This is a genomic window from Mycobacterium sp., from assembly GCF_046330795.1.
GTDB lineage: Bacteria > Actinomycetota > Actinomycetes > Mycobacteriales > Mycobacteriaceae > Mycobacterium.
Window position 1 is genome coordinate 555,958 of the sequence record NZ_JAXLSA010000003.1, and the last position, 18,142, is coordinate 574,099.

General features: G+C 67.5%; 11 protein-coding genes and 1 riboswitch. Of the genes, 5 read left to right on the forward strand and 6 right to left on the reverse strand.

All coding sequences use genetic code 11. The features are described from left to right. Window positions 1-9: 9 nt before the first annotated feature. Together U0R18_RS14120 and ephH are read right to left on the reverse strand one after the other, a co-directional pair. A complete protein-coding gene (locus tag U0R18_RS14120; protein ID WP_526369311.1) occupies window positions 10-1,338 on the reverse strand; it encodes a bifunctional o-acetylhomoserine/o-acetylserine sulfhydrylase in 1,329 nt (442 codons plus the stop codon). Between the two features lie 31 nt (window positions 1,339-1,369). Further along, window positions 1,370-1,487, reverse strand: a riboswitch (SAM riboswitch). Window positions 1,488-1,544: 57 nt separating this feature from the next. Beyond that, a complete protein-coding gene (ephH, locus tag U0R18_RS14125; RefSeq protein ID WP_526369313.1) occupies window positions 1,545-2,384 on the reverse strand; it encodes an epoxide hydrolase EphH in 840 nt (279 codons plus the stop codon). A 157-nt stretch (window positions 2,385-2,541) separates the two neighbouring features. Between ephH and U0R18_RS14130 the strand changes: the two genes are divergently transcribed. The 4 genes from U0R18_RS14130 (at window position 2,542) to U0R18_RS14145 (ending at window position 6,389) form a co-directional block, all read left to right on the forward strand. Next, on the forward strand, window positions 2,542-3,342 hold the full coding sequence (locus tag U0R18_RS14130; RefSeq protein ID WP_526369315.1) for an exodeoxyribonuclease III: 801 nt from the start codon (window positions 2,542-2,544) through the stop codon (window positions 3,340-3,342). 116 nt (window positions 3,343-3,458) lie between these two features. Then, window positions 3,459-4,466 carry a tryptophan--tRNA ligase gene (gene trpS / locus U0R18_RS14135; protein ID WP_526369317.1) on the forward strand — a complete coding sequence of 336 codons (1,008 nt, stop codon included), beginning with the start codon at window positions 3,459-3,461 and terminating at the stop codon, window positions 4,464-4,466. 19 nt (window positions 4,467-4,485) lie between these two features. Next, complete coding sequence (gene yhjD, locus U0R18_RS14140) at window positions 4,486-5,514, forward strand: inner membrane protein YhjD (RefSeq protein ID WP_526369319.1); 1,029 nt, start codon at window positions 4,486-4,488, stop codon at window positions 5,512-5,514. Continuing rightward, window positions 5,511-6,389: a nitronate monooxygenase gene (locus tag U0R18_RS14145; protein WP_526369321.1), complete on the forward strand. Its 879-nt coding sequence runs from the start codon at window positions 5,511-5,513 to the stop codon at window positions 6,387-6,389. The genes yhjD and U0R18_RS14145 overlap by 4 nt, the downstream gene beginning before the upstream one ends. On the opposite strand, the gene U0R18_RS14150 is transcribed toward U0R18_RS14145, so the two are convergent. The 3 genes from U0R18_RS14150 to U0R18_RS14160 form a co-directional block, all read right to left on the reverse strand. Then, window positions 6,361-7,599: a D-alanyl-D-alanine carboxypeptidase family protein gene (locus tag U0R18_RS14150; protein ID WP_526369323.1), complete on the reverse strand. Its 1,239-nt coding sequence runs from the start codon at window positions 7,597-7,599 to the stop codon at window positions 6,361-6,363. The two genes, U0R18_RS14145 and U0R18_RS14150, sit on opposite strands and share 29 nt — an antisense overlap. 163 nt (window positions 7,600-7,762) lie before the next feature. Beyond that, window positions 7,763-9,148, reverse strand: a complete 1,386-nt coding sequence (locus U0R18_RS14155; protein WP_526369325.1) for an aspartate aminotransferase family protein — start codon at window positions 9,146-9,148, stop codon at window positions 7,763-7,765. Beyond that, window positions 9,145-9,630: an Lrp/AsnC family transcriptional regulator gene (locus tag U0R18_RS14160; RefSeq protein WP_526369327.1), complete on the reverse strand. Its 486-nt coding sequence runs from the start codon at window positions 9,628-9,630 to the stop codon at window positions 9,145-9,147. The genes U0R18_RS14155 and U0R18_RS14160 overlap by 4 nt, the downstream gene beginning before the upstream one ends. A 121-nt stretch (window positions 9,631-9,751) precedes the next feature. Here U0R18_RS14160 and U0R18_RS14165 point away from each other — a divergent pair, with 121 nt between their 5' ends. Then, window positions 9,752-11,248: an aminobutyraldehyde dehydrogenase gene (locus tag U0R18_RS14165; protein WP_526369329.1), complete on the forward strand. Its 1,497-nt coding sequence runs from the start codon at window positions 9,752-9,754 to the stop codon at window positions 11,246-11,248. 34 nt (window positions 11,249-11,282) lie between these two features. Here the strand turns inward: U0R18_RS14165 and U0R18_RS14170 are convergent, their stop codons facing one another. Next, window positions 11,283-18,131 (reverse strand): Ig-like domain-containing protein, encoded by a 6,849-nt coding sequence (locus U0R18_RS14170; protein ID WP_526369331.1) that lies wholly within the window; start codon window positions 18,129-18,131, stop codon window positions 11,283-11,285. Window positions 18,132-18,142 lie beyond the last annotated feature (11 nt).

The following is an 18,142-nucleotide window of genomic DNA, read 5'->3' on the forward strand; positions in this document are numbered from 1 at the left end:
CAGGCTCGCTCAACTGGCCGTCACTGCCTGGGGGGCAACGGCTCTGGCGGCCGCCAGGCCGCACGACAGGTCGGCCAGGATGTCGTCGATTCCCTCGATGCCGACGGCCAGCCGGACCAGGCCGGGGGTGACGCCGCTGGCCAGCTGCTCCTCGGCGGCGAGCTGCTGATGCGTGGTGGACGCCGGGTGGATGACCAGCGAGCGCACGTCGCCGATGTTGGCGACATGGCTGTGCAGTGTCAGCGCGTCGACGAACGCCTTGCCCGCCGACACTCCGCCGGCCAGCTCGAAGGACAGCACGCCACCGACGCCCTTGGGCGCCAGTTCTTTTGCCCGCTGGTGCCACGGCGACGACGGCAGTCCGGCGTAGTTGACGCTCAGCACACCGTCAGCGGCTTCGAGGAACTCGGCGACCCGCTGGGCGTTGGCGACATGGCGTTCGATACGCAGGCTCAGCGTCTCGAGCCCCTGCGCGATGAGGAAGGCGTTGAAAGGTGAAGCGGCCGAACCGAGGTCGCGCAGCAGCTGCACCCGGGCCTTCAGCGCGTAGGCGGGCGCCCCGAGGTCGGCGAACACCACGCCGTGGTAGCTGGGGTCCGGTTCGGTGAATCCGGGGAACCGGCCGCTGGCCGTCCAGTCGAAGTTTCCGCCGTCGACGATCACCCCGGCGATGGCCGAACCGTGGCCACCCAGGTACTTGGTCGCCGAGTGGACCACGATGTCGGCGCCGTGGGCGATGGGCTGGATCAGGTAGGGCGTGGCGATGGTGTTGTCGACGATCAGCGGCACCCCGTTGTCGTGGGCGACGCCGGCGACCCCGGGGATGTCGAGGATGTCGATCTGGGGGTTCGAGATGGTCTCGGCGAAGAACGCCTTGGTGTTCGGCCGCACGGCGGCGCGCCACGAGTCGACGTCGTCCGGGTTGTCGACGAAGGTGGTCTCGATGCCGAGCTTCGGCAGCGTGTAGTGCAGCAGGTTGTAGGTGCCGCCGTACAACCGGGGTGAGGACACGACGTGATCTCCGGCGCCCGCGATATTGAGGATTGCGAACGTCTCGGCGGCCTGCCCGGAGGACAGGAACAGCGCGGCGACGCCGCCCTCGAGCGCCGCGATGCGTTGCTCGACGACGTCGGTGGTCGGATTCATCAGGCGGGTGTAGATGTTGCCCGGTTCGGCCAGGCTGAACAGCGCCGCGGCGTGGTCGGTGTTGTTGAAGGTGTACGACGTGGTCTGGTAGATCGGCAGCGCCCGCGCATTGGTCGCGGAGTCCGGGGACTGTCCGGCGTGGATCTGCTTGGTCTCGAACGACCAGTCGATGGTTGGGTTGTCAGCACTCATGAGGCCCTCCAGGTCAGGGGCCCGTCCATCGGACCCGCGCTTGCCGTGCAGCAGTGAAGCTGCTCAACCTGGTCATCACCCGGGGCACCCCACCGCGGTTGGAGGGTTGCCGGCCAGCGAGCCGGGGCTTGACGCTGGCGCTCATGACCGGCACCCAGGGTATCGCACCCCGGCGGTGCACTGCCAACGAGTTGTCGGAACGCAGCTCAGGCGTGCCGCTCCTGCGGATGCGGAGTGCTGTGCGCGTCGAGGAATTCGGTGATCAGCCCGGCGATCAGATCGGGCGCCTCGAGCATCGGGATGTGCCCGACGCCGTCGAGGTGGGTGATCTTCTCCACGGCGGGCAGATGCTCGTGGAAGTGCCGGCTGAACCGCGGATGCGGCAGTACCCGGTCGTATTCGCAGGTGACGAAGTGCACGGGCGCCTTGGACTGGGCGAGTTCTTTGAGCCCCGGCGCGAGCAGCGACTTGATCAGCAGCTGGACGTAGGCCGGGCAGTGGGTGGCGTCCTCGATGGTCATCAGCAGTTCGTCCTCGGGCGGGCCGTCGGCCGGACCGCTGATCGGCCAGGTCGCCACGCGCCGGGCGTAGGGCAGGCGCAGGATCAACGGGCCCAGCCAGCGGGCGGCCAGCAGGACGGGTCCACCGAGCAGGAACTTGGTGACGATCTCGAACTTGACCGGTGACAGGTCGCTCCAGCCGCCGGCCGGGGCGATCGCGGTCAGCGTGCGGGCCCGGCCGCGGCGCTCGAGTTCGAAGGACACCCAGCCGCCCAGGGAATTGCCGACGATGTGGGCGGTTTCCCAGCCCAGCGCGTCGAGCTGGCGTTCGATGTCGTCGGCGAAGACATGGGTGTCCAGCAGGAACGTGCCGGCTCGCGGACCGCCGTGGTGGCCGACCATGGTCGGTGCGTGGACCTCGTAGCGGCCGGTGCCGGCGATCTTCGGGGCCACGTTGGTCCACACCTGCTGGGAGCACAGGAACGGGTGCAGCAGAAGGACGGGTTCGCCGGAGCCCAGGTGAATGGGGTCGCGCAGAATCGCCATGCGACCGACTGTACCGGTTATCCAGTACCGGCGGTACTGGATGATCGCCCGGCCAATCCCGCGAGGGTGCGCAAAGGTCCGTGTCGCGACGGCGTGTCGCGGACCGACGCGCACGCTGGGCGGCAGATGCGTCGGACCCTCTGGATAGGGTCGGTCCGTGATCGTCACCACCATCAACGTCAACGGCATCCGCGCGGCGGTCAAGGAGCGCTCCACGGACAACCTCGGTCTGTTGGCGTGGCTGAAGACCACCCGGGCCGATGTGGTGTGTCTGCAGGAGACTCGCGCCGACGACGCGCAGATCGCCGAGGCGCTGGCGCCCGCGCTGGCCGACGGGTGGCACCTCGAGTCGGCGGTCCCGCACGTCAAGGGGCGCAACGGCGTGGCGGTGCTGTCGCGGACACCGTTCGACGGTGTGCGGATCGGTTGTGGTGCGGCTGAATTCGAAGCACATGGCCGCTACCTCGAGGTGGAAACCGCGGGGGTGACGATCGCCAGTGTGTACTTCCCGACCGGCGAGGCCGAGACCGACCGGCAGCTCGAGAAGGAACGGTTCATGGCCGCCGTGGCCGCGCGGATGGAGCAGCTGCTGGCCGCCGGCACCGAGGCCGTCCTGTGCGGTGACTGGAACATCGCGCACACCGAGGCCGACATCAAGAACTGGAAGGGCAACGTCAAGAAGGCCGGGTTCCTGCCACAGGAGCGTCAGTGGCTCAGCGACGTGCTGGCCACCGGCTGGGTGGATGTGGTGCGGCAGATGCATCCCGGCGTGGCCGGACCGTATGCCTGGTGGTCGTGGCGGGGTCAGGCCTTCGACAACGACGCCGGCTGGCGCATCGACTACCACCTGGTGACGCCGGGCCTGGCCGCGCGCGTCGTCGCCGCCGAGACAGAACGTCCCGCCGCGTACGCGTTGCGGTGGTCCGACCACGCACCGGTGACGGTGCAGTTCGGCTAGCAATCGCCGGCCCACCCATCTGTTCAGGGTGGCTGCGAGGTCCACCCGGGATTCGGGTCGGGGAGTGCTGAGCAGATGCGGGGTGGCTCGGTCGCACATGAAAAGATGGGCCGATCATGAGCAAACAGGTCGTCTTCTCCGGCGCGCAACCCACCTCCGACTCGCTGCACCTGGGCAATGCGCTGGGTGCGGTCAACCAGTGGGTGGCGATGCAGGACGAGTACGACGCCTACTTCTGCGTGGTCGACCTGCACGCCATCACCGTCGCGCAGGATCCGGCGGTGCTCCGCAACCGCACGCTGGTGACCGCCGCGCAGTACCTGGCCCTGGGGATCGACCCGGCCAGGGCGACCGTGTTCGTCCAGAGCCACGTGCCCGCGCACGCCGAATTGGCTTGGGCGCTGGGCTGTTTCACCGGATTCGGGCAGGCATCGCGGATGACGCAGTTCAAGGACAAGGCCGCCAAACAGGGGGCCGACGCCACCACCGTGGGGCTGTTCACCTATCCGGTCCTGATGGCTGCCGACATCCTGCTCTACGACGCCGAGCTGGTCCCGGTGGGGGAGGATCAGCGCCAGCACCTCGAGCTGACCCGCGACGTCGCCCAGCGTTTCAACGCGCGCTTCGGTGACACCCTGATCGTGCCCGAGGCCATGATTCCCAAGGCCACCGCCAAGATCTTCGACCTGCAGGACCCGACGGCCAAGATGAGCAAATCGGCGGCCACCGAGGCCGGGCTGATCAGCCTGCTCGACGATCCGGCCCGCACGGCCAAGAAGATCCGGTCGGCGGTCACCGACAGCGATCGCGACATCCGGTTCGATCCCGATACCAAGCCGGGTGTCTCCAATCTGCTGACCATCCAGTCGGCGGTCACCGGGACCGGCATCGACGAATTGGTCACCGGCTACCAGGGCCGCGGCTACGGCGACCTGAAGAAGGACACCGCCGAAGCGGTCGTCGAGTTCGTCACGCCGATCAAGGCCCGGGTCGACGAGTTGGTCGGTGACCCGGCCGAGCTCGAGGCGGTGCTGGCGGCCGGCGCGCAGCGCGCCCGGGAGGTGTCTGCAAAGACGCTGAACCGGGTATATGAGCGGATAGGGTTCCTACCGCAACTGTCCTGACGCGATTCGTGGAGACTGGATGACCGACCCGGCCAAGCCCGGCTTCCTCGACCGGGTGCGGGCGCGAATGCCGTGGTTCGACCACGTCCTGCGGGCCCAGCAGCGCTACAACGACAGCAAGGGCGACTTCTACGCCGCCGGCATCACGTACTTCACCATCTTCGCGATGTTCCCGATCCTGATGGTCGGCTTCGCCGCCGGTGGTTTCGTCCTGGCCGGGCGGCCCGAGTTGCTCGAGCGGATCGAGAACCGGATCAAGGCGGTGATCAACGGGGACCTGGGACAGCAGATCGTGCAGTTGATGGATTCGGCGATCGCCTCCCGCACCTCCGTCGGCATCATCGGCCTGGCCACCGCGCTCTGGGCCGGGCTGGGCTGGATGAACAACCTGCGCGAGGCCCTGAGCCAGATGTGGGGCACCTACCGCGGCGAGTCGCCGGGATTCGTGCGGGCCAAACTCGCCGACGCGATGATGTTGGTGTCGACGTTCGTCGCGATCCTGCTGACCTTGGTGCTCACGGCGCTGGGCAACATGTCACTGATGGAAAAGGTGTTGGGCTGGATCGGGATTCACGACACGTCGGCGTTGTCGACGCTCTTGACGATCGTCTCGCAGGTGATGTCGCTGGCTGTGTCGTGGCTGCTGTTCACCTGGATCATCGCGCGGCTGCCCCGCGAGAGGGTGACGTGGCGCAGCAGTGCCCGGGCCGGGCTGATCGCGGCGGTCGGCTTCGAGATCTTCAAACAGGTCGGTTCGATCTACCTGCGTTCGGTGGTCACCGGCCCGGCAGGTGCGACGTTCGGGCCGGTGCTGGGCCTGATGGTGTTCGCCTACATCACCGCGCGCCTGGTGTTGTTCTCCACCGCCTGGGCCGCGACGGCCAGTGACACGCCGCGGGCTGCCGAGGCCGAGCGGCCGCCGCCGCCACCACCGGCCGTCATCCACAACCGGGTTGCCCCGGGACTCGGTCCGCTGCAGGTGGCCGGCGCGGTGCTGGCGGGAGCCGTTGGCGTGCTGGGTCTTTCGCGACTCCGGCGGGGCCGGTGAGCATTTCCACGCCGTGGTCCCGGCAGCTGGGTCTGCGGGTGCCGATCGTCAACGCGCCGATGGGCGGCGCCGCCGGTGGCCGGCTGGCCGCCGCGGTGTCGGGGGCCGGCGGCCTGGGGCTGGTCGGGATGGGCAGTGCCGCAACGGTTTCAAGTCTGCGCGCCGAGCTGGATCAGCTGGGCGACACCGGGCCGTTCGGCGTCGGGTTGGTGCACTGGGTGATGGCCGACCGGCCGGATCTGTTCGAGACGGCGCTGGCGGCGCGGCCGACCCTGCTCAGCGTCAGCTTCGGCGACGACTACTCCTGGGTGTCCCGGGTGCACGACGCCGGCAGCGCCGCGGCGATCCAGGTGGCGGACCTGGATGCGGCCCGGCGAGCCGCCGATGCGGGCGTCGACGTCATCGTGGCGCGCGGCCTCGAGGGCGGCGGACACGGGGCGCCACTGATCGGCACCCTGCCGCTGCTGGCCGAGGTGCTCGACGCGGTCGAGGTGCCGGTACTGGCGGCCGGCGGCATCGCGTCGCCGCGCGCCCTGGCCGCCGTGCTGGCCGCCGGTGCGTCGGGCGCCTGGATCGGCACCGCCTTTGCGGCCTGCGCCGAATCGCTGACCCCCGAGCCCGCCCGCCGGCAATTGCTGGGTGCGCGTTCGGTTGACACAATGACCACGCGTCAGTTCGACCTGGCCGCGCAATACCGTTGGCCTGCAACACTTCCCGAGCGGGTACTGATCGACAGCGTGGGACGCCCGACGCCGGTGAACGCGGGGCAGGGCGTTGGCTCGGCCACCACGTCCGAGCCGGCTGCGGCGGTGCTCGACAAGCTGGCCCGCGGAGCGGAGGACCTGCTCAGGCGGTCCCGCGGTTACGTCGATTGACCTGGCGGGCGCCCAGCATCAGGAAGAACACGATGACGCCGCCCACCACCGCGACGCCGACGCGCACCGGGGTGGCATCGATGGCGGGCAGCAGTGGGGCCGCGTGCGCGGAAGCGGCCGCGGGGTCGTCCTTCTTGGGCAGCAGCGACGGATCGGGGTCGATCAGCGTGCCGACCCGGGTTCCGGGCGGGGTGGCGAAGCCGTAGTCCAGCAGGTGTGCGGCCTGCTCCCAGGGCGCGATCGGTTCGCGGGTGCCGTGCAGCAGCACCGCCACCAGTCGGCGGCCGTCGCGCTCGGCGGCGCCGACGAACGTCTGGCCGGCGTCGTCGGTGTAGCCGGTCTTGCCGCCGAGGGCGCCGGGGTAGTTGTAGAGCAGCTTGTTGTCGTTCTCGAGCTGGTAGCCGGGGTGGTCGCCGTCCTCACCGGCGTGACCGGGGAAGTCGAACGTCTTGGTGGCGACGATGTCGGCGAACGTCGGGTTCATCCACGCGTACCGGTAGAACAGGCCGATGTCGTAGGCCGAGGTGCTCATGCCGGGGCCGTCCAGGCCGGAGGGCGTGGCCACCCGGGTGTCGCGGCCGCCGAGCTTGCTGGCCAGCGTGTTGATCTTGCCCAGCGCGACGTCCATGCCGCCGAGTTGCGCGGCCAGCGCGTGGGCGGCGTCGTTGCCGGAGTGCATCAGCAGGCCGTGCAGCAGCTGGTTGACGGTGTAGTTGCCACCCACGTCGACGCCGACCCGGGTGCCCTCGGCGTTGGCGTCGTCCTGGGTGCCGGGCACCATCTTGTTCAGGTTGAGTTCGTTGATCGCCTGCATGGCGACGAGCACCTTGATGATGCTGGCGGGCCGGTGCCGCGCATGAGGGTCCTTGGCGGCGATCACCTCGCCGGTGTCCAGGTCGGCCACCACCCAGGACTCCGCCGAGACGTCGCCGGGGACCGGCGGGGTATTTGGTGCCGCGATGATGCCGCAGTCGCCCAGGGCATCCCCGCCGACCGGCTTCAGCGGCACCGCCAGCGGATCGGGGGTGGGGTCACCGGGCTTGGGAACCTCGGACGCGTCGACGGCCTTGGGTGTGCTGACCTTGTAGGGGCACGGGTCGATCGGCGCCGCGGGGGCGGGGTCGGCGCTGGCCAGCGCGGGGCTGGCCAGCAGGAACAGGGCCGCGCTCAGGCCCACCGCACGTTCGGTCACCCGTCTGAAGCTCGTCATCGTGAGTGCAGATTAGGGCCGCCGACGCCCCAAATCCGGGAGCCACGCTGTGACTGATGTGACTAATGTTGCAAATGTGGCTCGACCATTGTCCGCGAGTGTGCAGCCATGTGTATCTGGAGGGCACCGATCTACATATGGCTGCACACTCGCGAGGAAAGAGCTACAGCAGCCGGCTGGCTTCGCCGAGCACCCGGTGCAGGATGCCGTAGATCTCGTCGAACTCCTTCTGCCCGCTGATCAGCGGGGGAGCCAGCTGCACCACTGGGTCGCCACGGTCGTCGGCGCGGCAGTACAGTCCGGCCTCCCACAGTGCGGTGGTCAGGAATCCGCGCAGCAGCCGTTCGGACTCGTGGTCGTTGAACGTCTCCTTGGTGGCGCGGTCCTTGACCAGTTCGATGCCGTAGAAGAAGCCCTCGCCGCGGATGTCGCCGACGATCGGCAGCTCGTAGAGCTGCTCGAGGGTGGTCCGGAACGCCGGGGCCATCTGCTTGACGTGGTCGTTGAGGCCCTCGCGTTCGAAGATGTCGAGGTTGGCCAGCGCGACGGCCGCCGACACCGGGTGCCCGCCGAAGGTGTAGCCGTGCCCGAAGACCGTCTTCCCGTCGTTGAACGGTTCGAACAGCCGGTCGCTGGCGATCATCGCGCCCAGCGGCGAATAGCCCGACGTCAACCCCTTGGCGCTGGTGATGATGTCGGGGATGTAATCGAACTCGTTGCAGGCGAACATCGAACCGATCCGGCCGTAGGCGCAGATCACCTCGTCGGACACCAGCAGCACGTCGTACTCGTCGCAGATCTCGCGGACCCGCTGGAAGTATCCCGGCGGCGGCGGGAAGCAGCCACCGGCGTTCTGCACGGGTTCGAGGAAGACGGCGGCGACGGTGTCGGGGCCCTCGAATTCGATGGCCTCGGCGATGCGGTCGGCGCAGTAGTCGCCGAACGCCTTGATGTCGGTGTCGTAGGGCGCGGGTGCGCGGTAGAAGTTCGTATTCGGCACGCGGAAACCGCCGGGGGTCGGCGGGTCGAACGGTGCCTTGAACGCCGGGATCCCGGTGATCGCCAGGGCGCCCTGTGGCGTGCCGTGGTAGGCGATCGACCGTGACAACACCTTGTACTTGCCCGGTTTGCCGGTGATCTTGAAGTACTGCTTGGCCAGCTTCCACGCGCTCTCGACGGCCTCGCCGCCACCGGTGGTGAAGAACACCCGGTTCAGGTCGCCCGGCGTGTAGGTCGAAAGTCGTTCGGCCAGTTCGATTGCCGACGGTGTGGCGTAGCTCCACAGCGGGAAGAAGGCCAGCGTCTCGGCCTGCTTGGCGGCGGCTTCGGCGAGTTCGGCGCGGCCGTGTCCGGCCTGCACGACGAACAGGCCCGACAGCGCGTCGAAGTACTTGCGGCCGGTGTCGTCGTAGATGTACGTGCCTTCGCCGCGGGTGATGATCGGCGGTGTGATCCCGTGCCCGTGGCGGGAGAAGTGGCCCCACAGGTGGCGGTCGGCCTTGGCGGACAGACTGTCCGAAAGTTGTTGGCGTGATTCAGTAGTGGTCATCGCGTGCCCCAATTGTATTGCTGTTTGACGAGTTTCAGGTAGACCAGTGTTTCGGTTGATATCACCCCGGGGACTGCGCGAATCTTGGTGTTGAGGAGAGCGAGCAGGTCGTCGTCGTCCTCGCAGACGACCTCGACGATGGCGTCGTAGGAACCGGCGGTCAGAACGACGTAGTCGACGGACGGGATGGCGGCCAGTTTGTCGGCGACCTGCAGGGTGTCGCCCGTGCAGCGGATGCCGATCATGGCCTGCCGGGCGAACCCCAGCTGCATCGGGTCGGTGACGGCCACGATCTGCATGACGCCCGAGTCGATCAGCCGCTGGACCCGCTGGCGGACGGCGGCCTCGGACAGGCCGACGGCCTTGCCGATGCCGGCGTACGAGCGCCTGCCGTCCTGTTGCAGGTTCTCGATGATCGCCTTCGACAGCTCGTCGAGCTGCATCGCGGGGGGATTCGACCCATTGGCGGCCGGCTGTGGCATCAGTCGATTGTGCACGGAATCCGTTGTTCGAAGCAACCTAAACAATCAATATGAGCGGTAATCCAGGCTCTGATCGCAGGAATGCGTAGCTGGTACAGACGTGGTGGGCTAGCGTTGGCCCATGACCGCAACGGTACGGGACAAATCGCTGGCCGGCAGCTGGATCGATGGGGTCGCCGTGCAGACCGGTGGTCCCGCGCACCGGGTGATCAACCCGGCGGACGGCTCCGTCGTCGCCGAACTGGCGCTGGCCACCCCCGGTGACGTCGACCGCGCGGTGTCCTCGGCGCGGGCCGCGTTCGCCGAGTGGTCGCGGGCCACCCCGGCGGACCGGTCCGCGGTGCTGGGGAAGCTGGCCGAGCTGATGGACGCCAACGCGGCGACGTTCATCGCCGAGGAGGTGGCCCAGTGCGGTAAGCCGGTGCGCCTGGCCACGGAGTTCGACGTCCCGGGCAGTGTCGACAACATCGCGTTCTTCGCCGGTGCGGCACGGCATTTGGAGGGCAAGGCCACCGCGGAGTATTCCGGCGACCACACCTCGTCGATCCGGCGGGAGGCGGTCGGGGTGGTCGCCACCATCACGCCGTGGAACTACCCGCTGCAGATGGCGGTGTGGAAGGTGATCCCGGCGCTGGCCGCCGGGTGTGCGGTGGTGATCAAGCCGGCCGAGATCACGCCTTTGACGACGCTGACGTTGGCCCGCATCGCCAAGGAGGCGGGCCTGCCCGACGGCGTACTGAATGTGATCACCGGCGCCGGAGCCGATGTGGGAACGGCGCTGGCCGGACAGCCGGACGTCGACGTGGTGACGTTCACGGGGTCGACGGCGGTGGGCCGCAGGGTGATGGCCGCCGCCGCGGTGCACGGGCACCGCACGCAGCTCGAGCTCGGCGGCAAGGCGCCGTTCGTGGTGTTCGACGACGCCGACCTGGACGCCGCCATCCAGGGGGCCGTCGCCGGAGCGCTGATCAACACCGGGCAGGACTGCACGGCAGCCACCCGCGCGATCGTCTCTGCTGAGGTGTACGACGACTTCGTGGCAGGCGTGGGTGACGTGATGTCCCGGGTCGTCGTCGGTGATCCGCACGATCCCGACACCGACATCGGGCCGTTGATCTCACTGGCGCACCGGGACAAGGTGGCGGGGATGGTGGCGCGGGCGCCGTCGCAGGGTGGGCGCATCGTGTGCGGCGGTTCGGCGCCGGATCTTCCGGGGGCGTTCTACCGGCCGACGCTGATCGCCGACGTGGCCGAGACCTCGGAGATCTACCGCGACGAGATCTTCGGCCCGGTGCTGACGGTGCGGCCGTTCACCGACGACGACGACGCTCTTCGGCAGGCGAATGACACGGTTTACGGGTTGGCGGCCTCGGCCTGGACGCGCGATGTCTACCGGGCGGGGCGGGCGTCACGGGAGATCAACGCCGGCTGCGTGTGGATCAACGACCACATCCCGATCATCTCCGAGATGCCGCACGGTGGCGTCGGCGCCTCCGGGTTCGGCAAGGACATGAGTCAGTACTCCTTCGAGGAGTACCTGACCATCAAGCACGTTATGAGCGACATCACGGGTTCGGCAGAAAAGGGTTGGCACCGGACAATTTTCGCCAAGCGGTAGACGCTCGTACCGCGGCCACCGTCGTCGCCGGAGCCTAGGTTGCCGTGGCCTTGGACGTGATCACGATGGTGCTGTAATACCCCGCGATGACTGCCGAATAGGAGACGCCGTCGGGCAGTGCGGGAATGTCGGTCTGGCCCTCGTAGTTGCGTCCGACGGCGACTATCGCGCCGTCGGAGCGGCGAAGGACGTCGTGGTAGTAGCCGGTGTCGACGGCGGTGTAGGTCAGACCGCTGGCCAGGGGCGGAATGTCGACCTGGCCGAAGTCATCGTTACCGATGGCGACGGCCGTGCCGTCGGAGCGCAACAGCAAGGTGTGGTAGGCCCCAGTGGCGATGCGGGTGTATATCAGGTCCGCAGGCAGGGCGGGGATGTCTGTCTGGCCCTCTTGAAATAGGCCGCTGCCGACGGCGATCGCGGCGCCGTCCGACCGCAGCAGGACTGCGAAGAAGTGTCCGGCGTCGACAGCAGTGTAGGTCAGGCCGTCGGGTAAGGCGGGCACCGCAGAGAGGACGCCGATCGCCACTGCTTGGCCGTCGGAGCGCAGCAAGACCGTCAGTTCCTGGCTTGCGGATGCGGCGACGTAGGTGACCCCATCAGGTAGGGGAGGGATTACGGTCTCGCCGTCGTAGTCAGTGCCGAAGGCGACGGCCTGACCGTCCGACCGGATCAGTACGGTGTGGAAGCCTCCGGCTGCTGCCGCAACGTAGGTGACTCCGTCGGGCAGGCCAGGGGCGTCGGGCGGTCCGCCGAAGTCGTTGCCGAGTACAACGGCTTGGCCGTCGGAGCGCAGCAGCACGCTGTGCGAATAGCCGGCGCTGCCGCCTATGTAGGAGACGCCCGCGGGCAACGCGGGCACGTTCACGATGTCGAAGGTGCCCAGGACCGCCGCATTGTTGACCGTGCCGACGGCCACCGTCTTCGTGGTCGTCGTTCGTCCGTCGTCGGCGGTGACCGTCACGTACACCTGTGCACCCGGATTGGCTGCGGCCCAAGCGGTGTCGGTGACGGTGACCGTGTAGGTGCCGCCGGAGCCGCTGACAACGACGTGGTCGGTGTCAGCCGTGGCCGCGCCGATCGTCACGGTGTCGTTGTCGGGATCACTCACCACCACCGTGACCGCCCAGCTGTTACCGATGCCCGGAGTTGACGTCACGGATTCGATGACCGGCGCGTCGTTGATTGGGTTGACGGTGACGGTGACGGTTCCCAGGGCGTCGAGGGTGCCGTCGGTGACGGTGTAGGTGAAGCTGTCCTCGCCGTGATAGCCGGCAGTCGGGGTGTACGTGATGACACCCGCGCTGACCGAGGTGGTGCCGTGCAGTCCCTGCGATACCCCGATAACGGTCAGCGGATCATTCTGTGGGTCGGTGTCATTGGCCAGCAGCTGCGCTTCGGTGATGGTCACCGACCCGTTCTCGTCGGTCGCGGCGGTATCCGCGAGGGCGTGCGGTCCGTTTCCGACCGCGGTGAGTAGCACCATGTGCCAACGGCCGACCGCCTGGGTGTACACCACACCATCGGGTGGCGCGGGAAGCTCGTTGTGGCCGTAGTCGTTGAAGTCGACCGTGATGGCCTGCCCGTCGGAGCGGATCAGCACCGCGTACCACTCGCCGGCCGTCACCCGGGTGTAGACCATTCCCGCGGGCGTTGGCGCGATCACGCTGTGCCCATCGAATCCAAAGCCGACCGCGACGGCTTGGCCATCGGAGCGCAGCAGCACGGTCTGGTTGTTACCGGCGGAGACCTGGGTAAACGTCAGCCCAGCGGGCGGCGACGGCATATCCGCCTGACCGTAGAACCCATATCCGATTCCAACGGCCACACCGTCGGAACGCAGCAGTGTTGTATACGATTCGCCAGCGGCTACCTGAATGTAGGTGAGCCCGGCGGGCAGTTCGGGGATGTCGGTCTGCCCATGAGTGTTGTTGCCAAGGGCAATTGCTGTGCCGTCGGAACGCAGCAACACCGTGAAGCCACCTCCACCGTCAGCCTGGGTGTAGGAGAGCCCGGCGGGCAGTTCGGGGATGTCGTTCTGCCCGTAGGTGTTGTCGCCGACAGAGACGGCCGTCCCGTCGGAGCGCACAAGGATGGTGTTGTAGTCACCGGCGGCGATGCTGGTGTTGGTGAGTGTGGGCGGAAGTGCCGGGATGTCGGTCTGCCCGTAGGTGTTGTCGCCGATCGCGACGACGGTGCCATCGGAGCGCAGCAACACGGTGTGCTCCAAGCCGGTTGCCGCTTGGGTGTAGAGGAGACCGGCCGGCAGGGCCGGGATCTCGGTCTGCCCGTAATTGCCCAGGACGGCGTACGCGTTGTTGACGGTCCCGATCACGGACGTGGTCTCGACACTGTTGTCGCCGTCTGTCGTAGTGACGATGATGCTGATCTGGAGTCCGGGATGTGCTGTGGCCCAGGCAGTGTCGATGACGGTGACAACGTAGGACTCACCGGAGCCGGTCACGTCGACGTGTTCGGGGTCGTTAGCCGTGACGGTGGTCGTCAGGGGATCGCCGTCCGGGTCATCGGCGATGACGGTGATGGACCACGTGTTGCCGGTCTCCGGATTGGACACCACCCCGCTGATCGCGGGGGCGTCGTTGACCGGGTTGATGGTGATGTGGACGGTTGCCTCGGCGTCGAGGGCGCCGTCGGCGGTAGTATAGCTGAATTCGTCTGTGCCGCTGTAATTTTCATCGGGACTATAGGTCAGGGTACCGTCGGCATTGCGGGTGACGGTGCCGTGGGCGCCGTGGCTGAACCATCCGACCGACAAGGTGTTGTTCTCGGGGTCGGTGTCGTTGGCCAGGACGTCGATGACGACGGGAGTGTCTTCGTCGGTGGTGGCGGTGTCGTCGGTGGCGGTGGGTGCGTCGTTGGTGTTGACGAATTCGATGGTGACGGTGGCGGTGTTGCTGTAGTCGGTGCCGTCGAAGGCGCGGTAGGTGAAGGTGGTGGTGGTGGCGGTGCCGACTTCGGGTGGGGCGTAGTAGAAGAAGCCGGTGTTGGTGACGAAGGTGACGGAGCCGAGTTCGGGTTGGTCGACGACTTCGAGGGTCAGGGTGTCGCCGTCGGCGTCGCTGACGAGGTTGGCCAGGGTGGCGCTGACGGTGCTGTTCTCCGAGACGTTGTGCACGGTGCCGTCGTGGACGACGGGGGCGTCGTTGATGGGGTTGATGGTGAGGTGGACGGTGCCCTGTGAGGTGAGGGTGCCGTCGCTGACCGTGTAGGTGAAGGAGTCGTCGCCGTTGTAGTTGGTGGTGGGGGTGTAGGTGTAGGTGCCGTCGGTGTTGGTGGTCAGGGTGCCGTGGCCGGGGTTGCTGACGGTGGTGATGGTCAGGGGGTCGTTCTCGGGGTCGGTGTCGTTGGCCAGCAGGGTGTTTGGGGTGATGAGTAGGGGGGTGTCTTCGTCGGTGTTGAGGTCGTCGTCGGTGGTGGTGGGGGCGTCGTTGGTGTTGACGAATTCGATGGTGACGGTGGCGGTGTTGCTGTAGTCGGTGCCGTCGAAGGCGCGGTAGGTGAAGGTGGTGGTGGTGGCGGTGCCGACTTCGGGTGGGGCGTAGTAGAAGAAGCCGGTGTTGGTGACGAAGGTGACGGAGCCGAGTTCGGGTTGGTCGACGACTTCGAGGGTCAGGGTGTCGCCGTCGGCGTCGCTGACGAGGTTGGCCAGGGTGGCGCTGACGGTGCTGTTCTCCGAGACGTTGTGCACGGTGCCGTCGTGGACGACGGGGGCGTCGTTGATGGGGTTGATGGTGAGGTGGACGGTGCCCTGTGAGGTGAGGGTGCCGTCGCTGACCGTGTAGGTGAAGGAGTCGTCGCCGTTGTAGTTGGTGGTGGGGGTGTAGGTGTAGGTGCCGTCGGTGTTGGTGGTCAGGGTGCCGTGGCCGGGGTTGCTGACGGTGGTGATGGTCAGGGGGTCGTTCTCGGGGTCGGTGTCGTTGGCCAGCAGGGTGTTTGGGGTGATGAGTAGGGGGGTGTCTTCGTCGGTGTTGAGGTCGTCGTCGGTGGTGGTGGGGGCGTCGTTGGTGTTGACGAATTCGATGGTGACGGTGGCGGTGTTGCTGTAGTCGGTGCCGTCGAAGGCGCGGTAGGTGAAGGTGGTGGTGGTGGCGGTGCCGACTTCGGGTGGGGCGTAGTAGAAGAAGCCGGTGTTGGTGACGAAGGTGACGGAGCCGAGTTCGGGTTGGTCGACGACTTCGAGGGTCAGGGTGTCGCCGTCGGCGTCGCTGACGAGGTTGGCCAGGGTGGCGCTGACGGTGCTGTTCTCCGAGACGTTGTGCACGGTGCCGTCGTGGACGACGGGGGCGTCGTTGATGGGGTTGATGGTGAGGTGGACGGTGCCCTGTGAGGTGAGGGTGCCGTCGCTGACCGTGTAGGTGAAGGAGTCGTCGCCGTTGTAGTTGGTGGTGGGGGTGTAGGTGTAGGTGCCGTCGGTGTTGGTGGTCAGGGTGCCGTGGCCGGGGTTGCTGACGGTGGTGATGGTCAGGGGGTCGTTCTCGGGGTCGGTGTCGTTGGCCAGCAGGGTGTTTGGGGTGATGAGTAGGGGGGTGTCTTCGTCGGTGTTGAGGTCGTCGTCGGTGGTGGTGGGGGCGTCGTTGGTGTTGACGAATTCGATGGTGACGGTGGCGGTGTTGCTGTAGTCGGTGCCGTCGAAGGCGCGGTAGGTGAAGGTGGTGGTGGTGGCGGTGCCGACTTCGGGTGGGGCGTAGTAGAAGAAGCCGGTGTTGGTGACGAAGGTGACGGAGCCGAGTTCGGGTTGGTCGACGACTTCGAGGGTCAGGGTGTCGCCGTCGGCGTCGCTGACGAGGTTGGCCAGGGTGGCGCTGACGGTGCTGTTCTCCGAGACGTTGTGCACGGTGCCGTCGTGGACGACGGGGGCGTCGTTGATGGGGTTGATGGTGAGGTGGACGGTGCCCTGTGAGGTGAGGGTGCCGTCGCTGACCGTGTAGGTGAAGGAGTCGTCGCCGTTGTAGTTGGTGGTGGGGGTGTAGGTGTAGGTGCCGTCGGTGTTGGTGGTCAGGGTGCCGTGGCCGGGGTTGCTGACGGTGGTGATGGTCAGGGGGTCGTTCTCGGGGTCGGTGTCGTTGGCCAGCAGGGTGTTTGGGGTGATGAGTAGGGGGGTGTCTTCGTCGGTGTTGAGGTCGTCGTCGGTGGTGGTGGGGGCGTCGTTGGTGTTGACGAATTCGATGGTGACGGTGGCGGTGTTGCTGTAGTCGGTGCCGTCGAAGGCGCGGTAGGTGAAGGTGGTGGTGGTGGCGGTGCCGACTTCGGGTGGGGCGTAGTAGAAGAAGCCGGTGTTGGTGACGAAGGTGACGGAGCCGAGTTCGGGTTGGTCGACGACTTCGAGGGTCAGGGTGTCGCCGTCGGCGTCGCTGACGAGGTTGGCCAGGGTGGCGCTGACGGTGCTGTTCTCCGAGACGTTGTGCACGGTGCCGTCGTGGGCGACGGGGGCGTCGTTGACCGGGTCGATGGTGATGTGCACGGTGGCGGTGTTGCTCGGGGCGGTGCCGTCAGTGACGGTGTAGCTGAATTCGTCTGCGCCGTTGCAGTTCTCGTCGGGAACGTAGGTGAAGGTGCCGTCGGCGTTCAGGACCACGGTGCCGTGGGAGGCGGTGCCGTAGGACCCGATCGACAGCGGGTCGCCGTCGGCGTCGGTGTCATTGGTCAGGACATCGATGACGACGGGGGTGTCTTCATCGGTGGGGACTGCGTCGTCGACGGCGACGGGTGCGTGGTTGACCGGTGGTGCGGTGACATCGATGGTCAGGGTCACGGTGCGGGTGTGCCCGGCGTCCGGCTTGAACAGCCAGCCGAGCAGGCCGTGGATGTGGGTGCCGTCGTCGTCGTCGGCGGTGATGGTGACCGAGTCCACGCCTGGGGTCAGGGTTTTGTAGGTGTAGGTGCCGTCGCCGTTGTCGGTCAGGGTGCCGGCGTGGCCGTCGGTGGTGGTGAAGTGCAGGGCGTCGCCGTCGGGATCGGTGAAGCCGACGGAGAACCGCACGGAGGTGTAGCCGTCCTCGCCCTGGCTGGTGTCGATCACGGTGGCGGTGCCGACGGTGGGCGATTCGTTCTCGAAGCGGCGCTCGTAGCCGCGGTAGGCGGCCCACAGGGAGGCCAGCAGGGCGTCGTTGGTGGCGGCGTTGGGGTCGAATCCGAACAGGCCGAGGACGCCCAGGACCAGGGAACGGAACGGGTGATCCTCGGTCACCGAGGTGGGGCTGACCGAGGTGATGGTGACCGCGGAGGTCGGGGAGGCGCTTGCCGGGGGGCTCACCATGTCGGTGGCCACGAGGCCGGCCACCGACATCCTCATCTGGGTGTCGAGGGATTCCTCGTCGAGGCCGGAGACGGTCAGGGCGTGGACGACGAACTGGCTCTGATCATCGGTGGTGTCGGGGTCGTCGTTGGCGCCGTCGTCGGTGCCGGCCGGGTCGGCGGGTGGCGCTTGGTCGGTCTCGCCGGGGTGCGTGTCGGTGGTGTCGGCCACCTCGACGGTGCTGGGCTCTGGATCCTTGTCCTCCTCGGTCTCGGGCGCGGGAGCCGTTGTCGGGTCGGCGGTTTGGACGTCGGTCTCGTCGACGTCGGTGTCCTCGGGTGCCTCGGTGTCGGGGTCCTGGGTGTCTTGAGGGTCGCCTTGGGGGTCATCCTCGTCGGTGTCGGCCGGCTCGTGGCTGGGCGCGGTCGTGGGGTCCGCGGACTGGGTCTGGGTGGGCTTGTCGGGTTCGGTGCTCGGCTTGTCCGGTGAGCCCGTGGACGGGGCCGATTCAGTGCCGGTATTCGATGAGGGCTCGTCGGCCCAGGCGATGGATGGATGACCGACCACATTGGTCACGCCCAGCGCCACCGCCAGCGCACCGACCCGGCCCACGAACTGTGCATACCCCACAAGAACCCCCT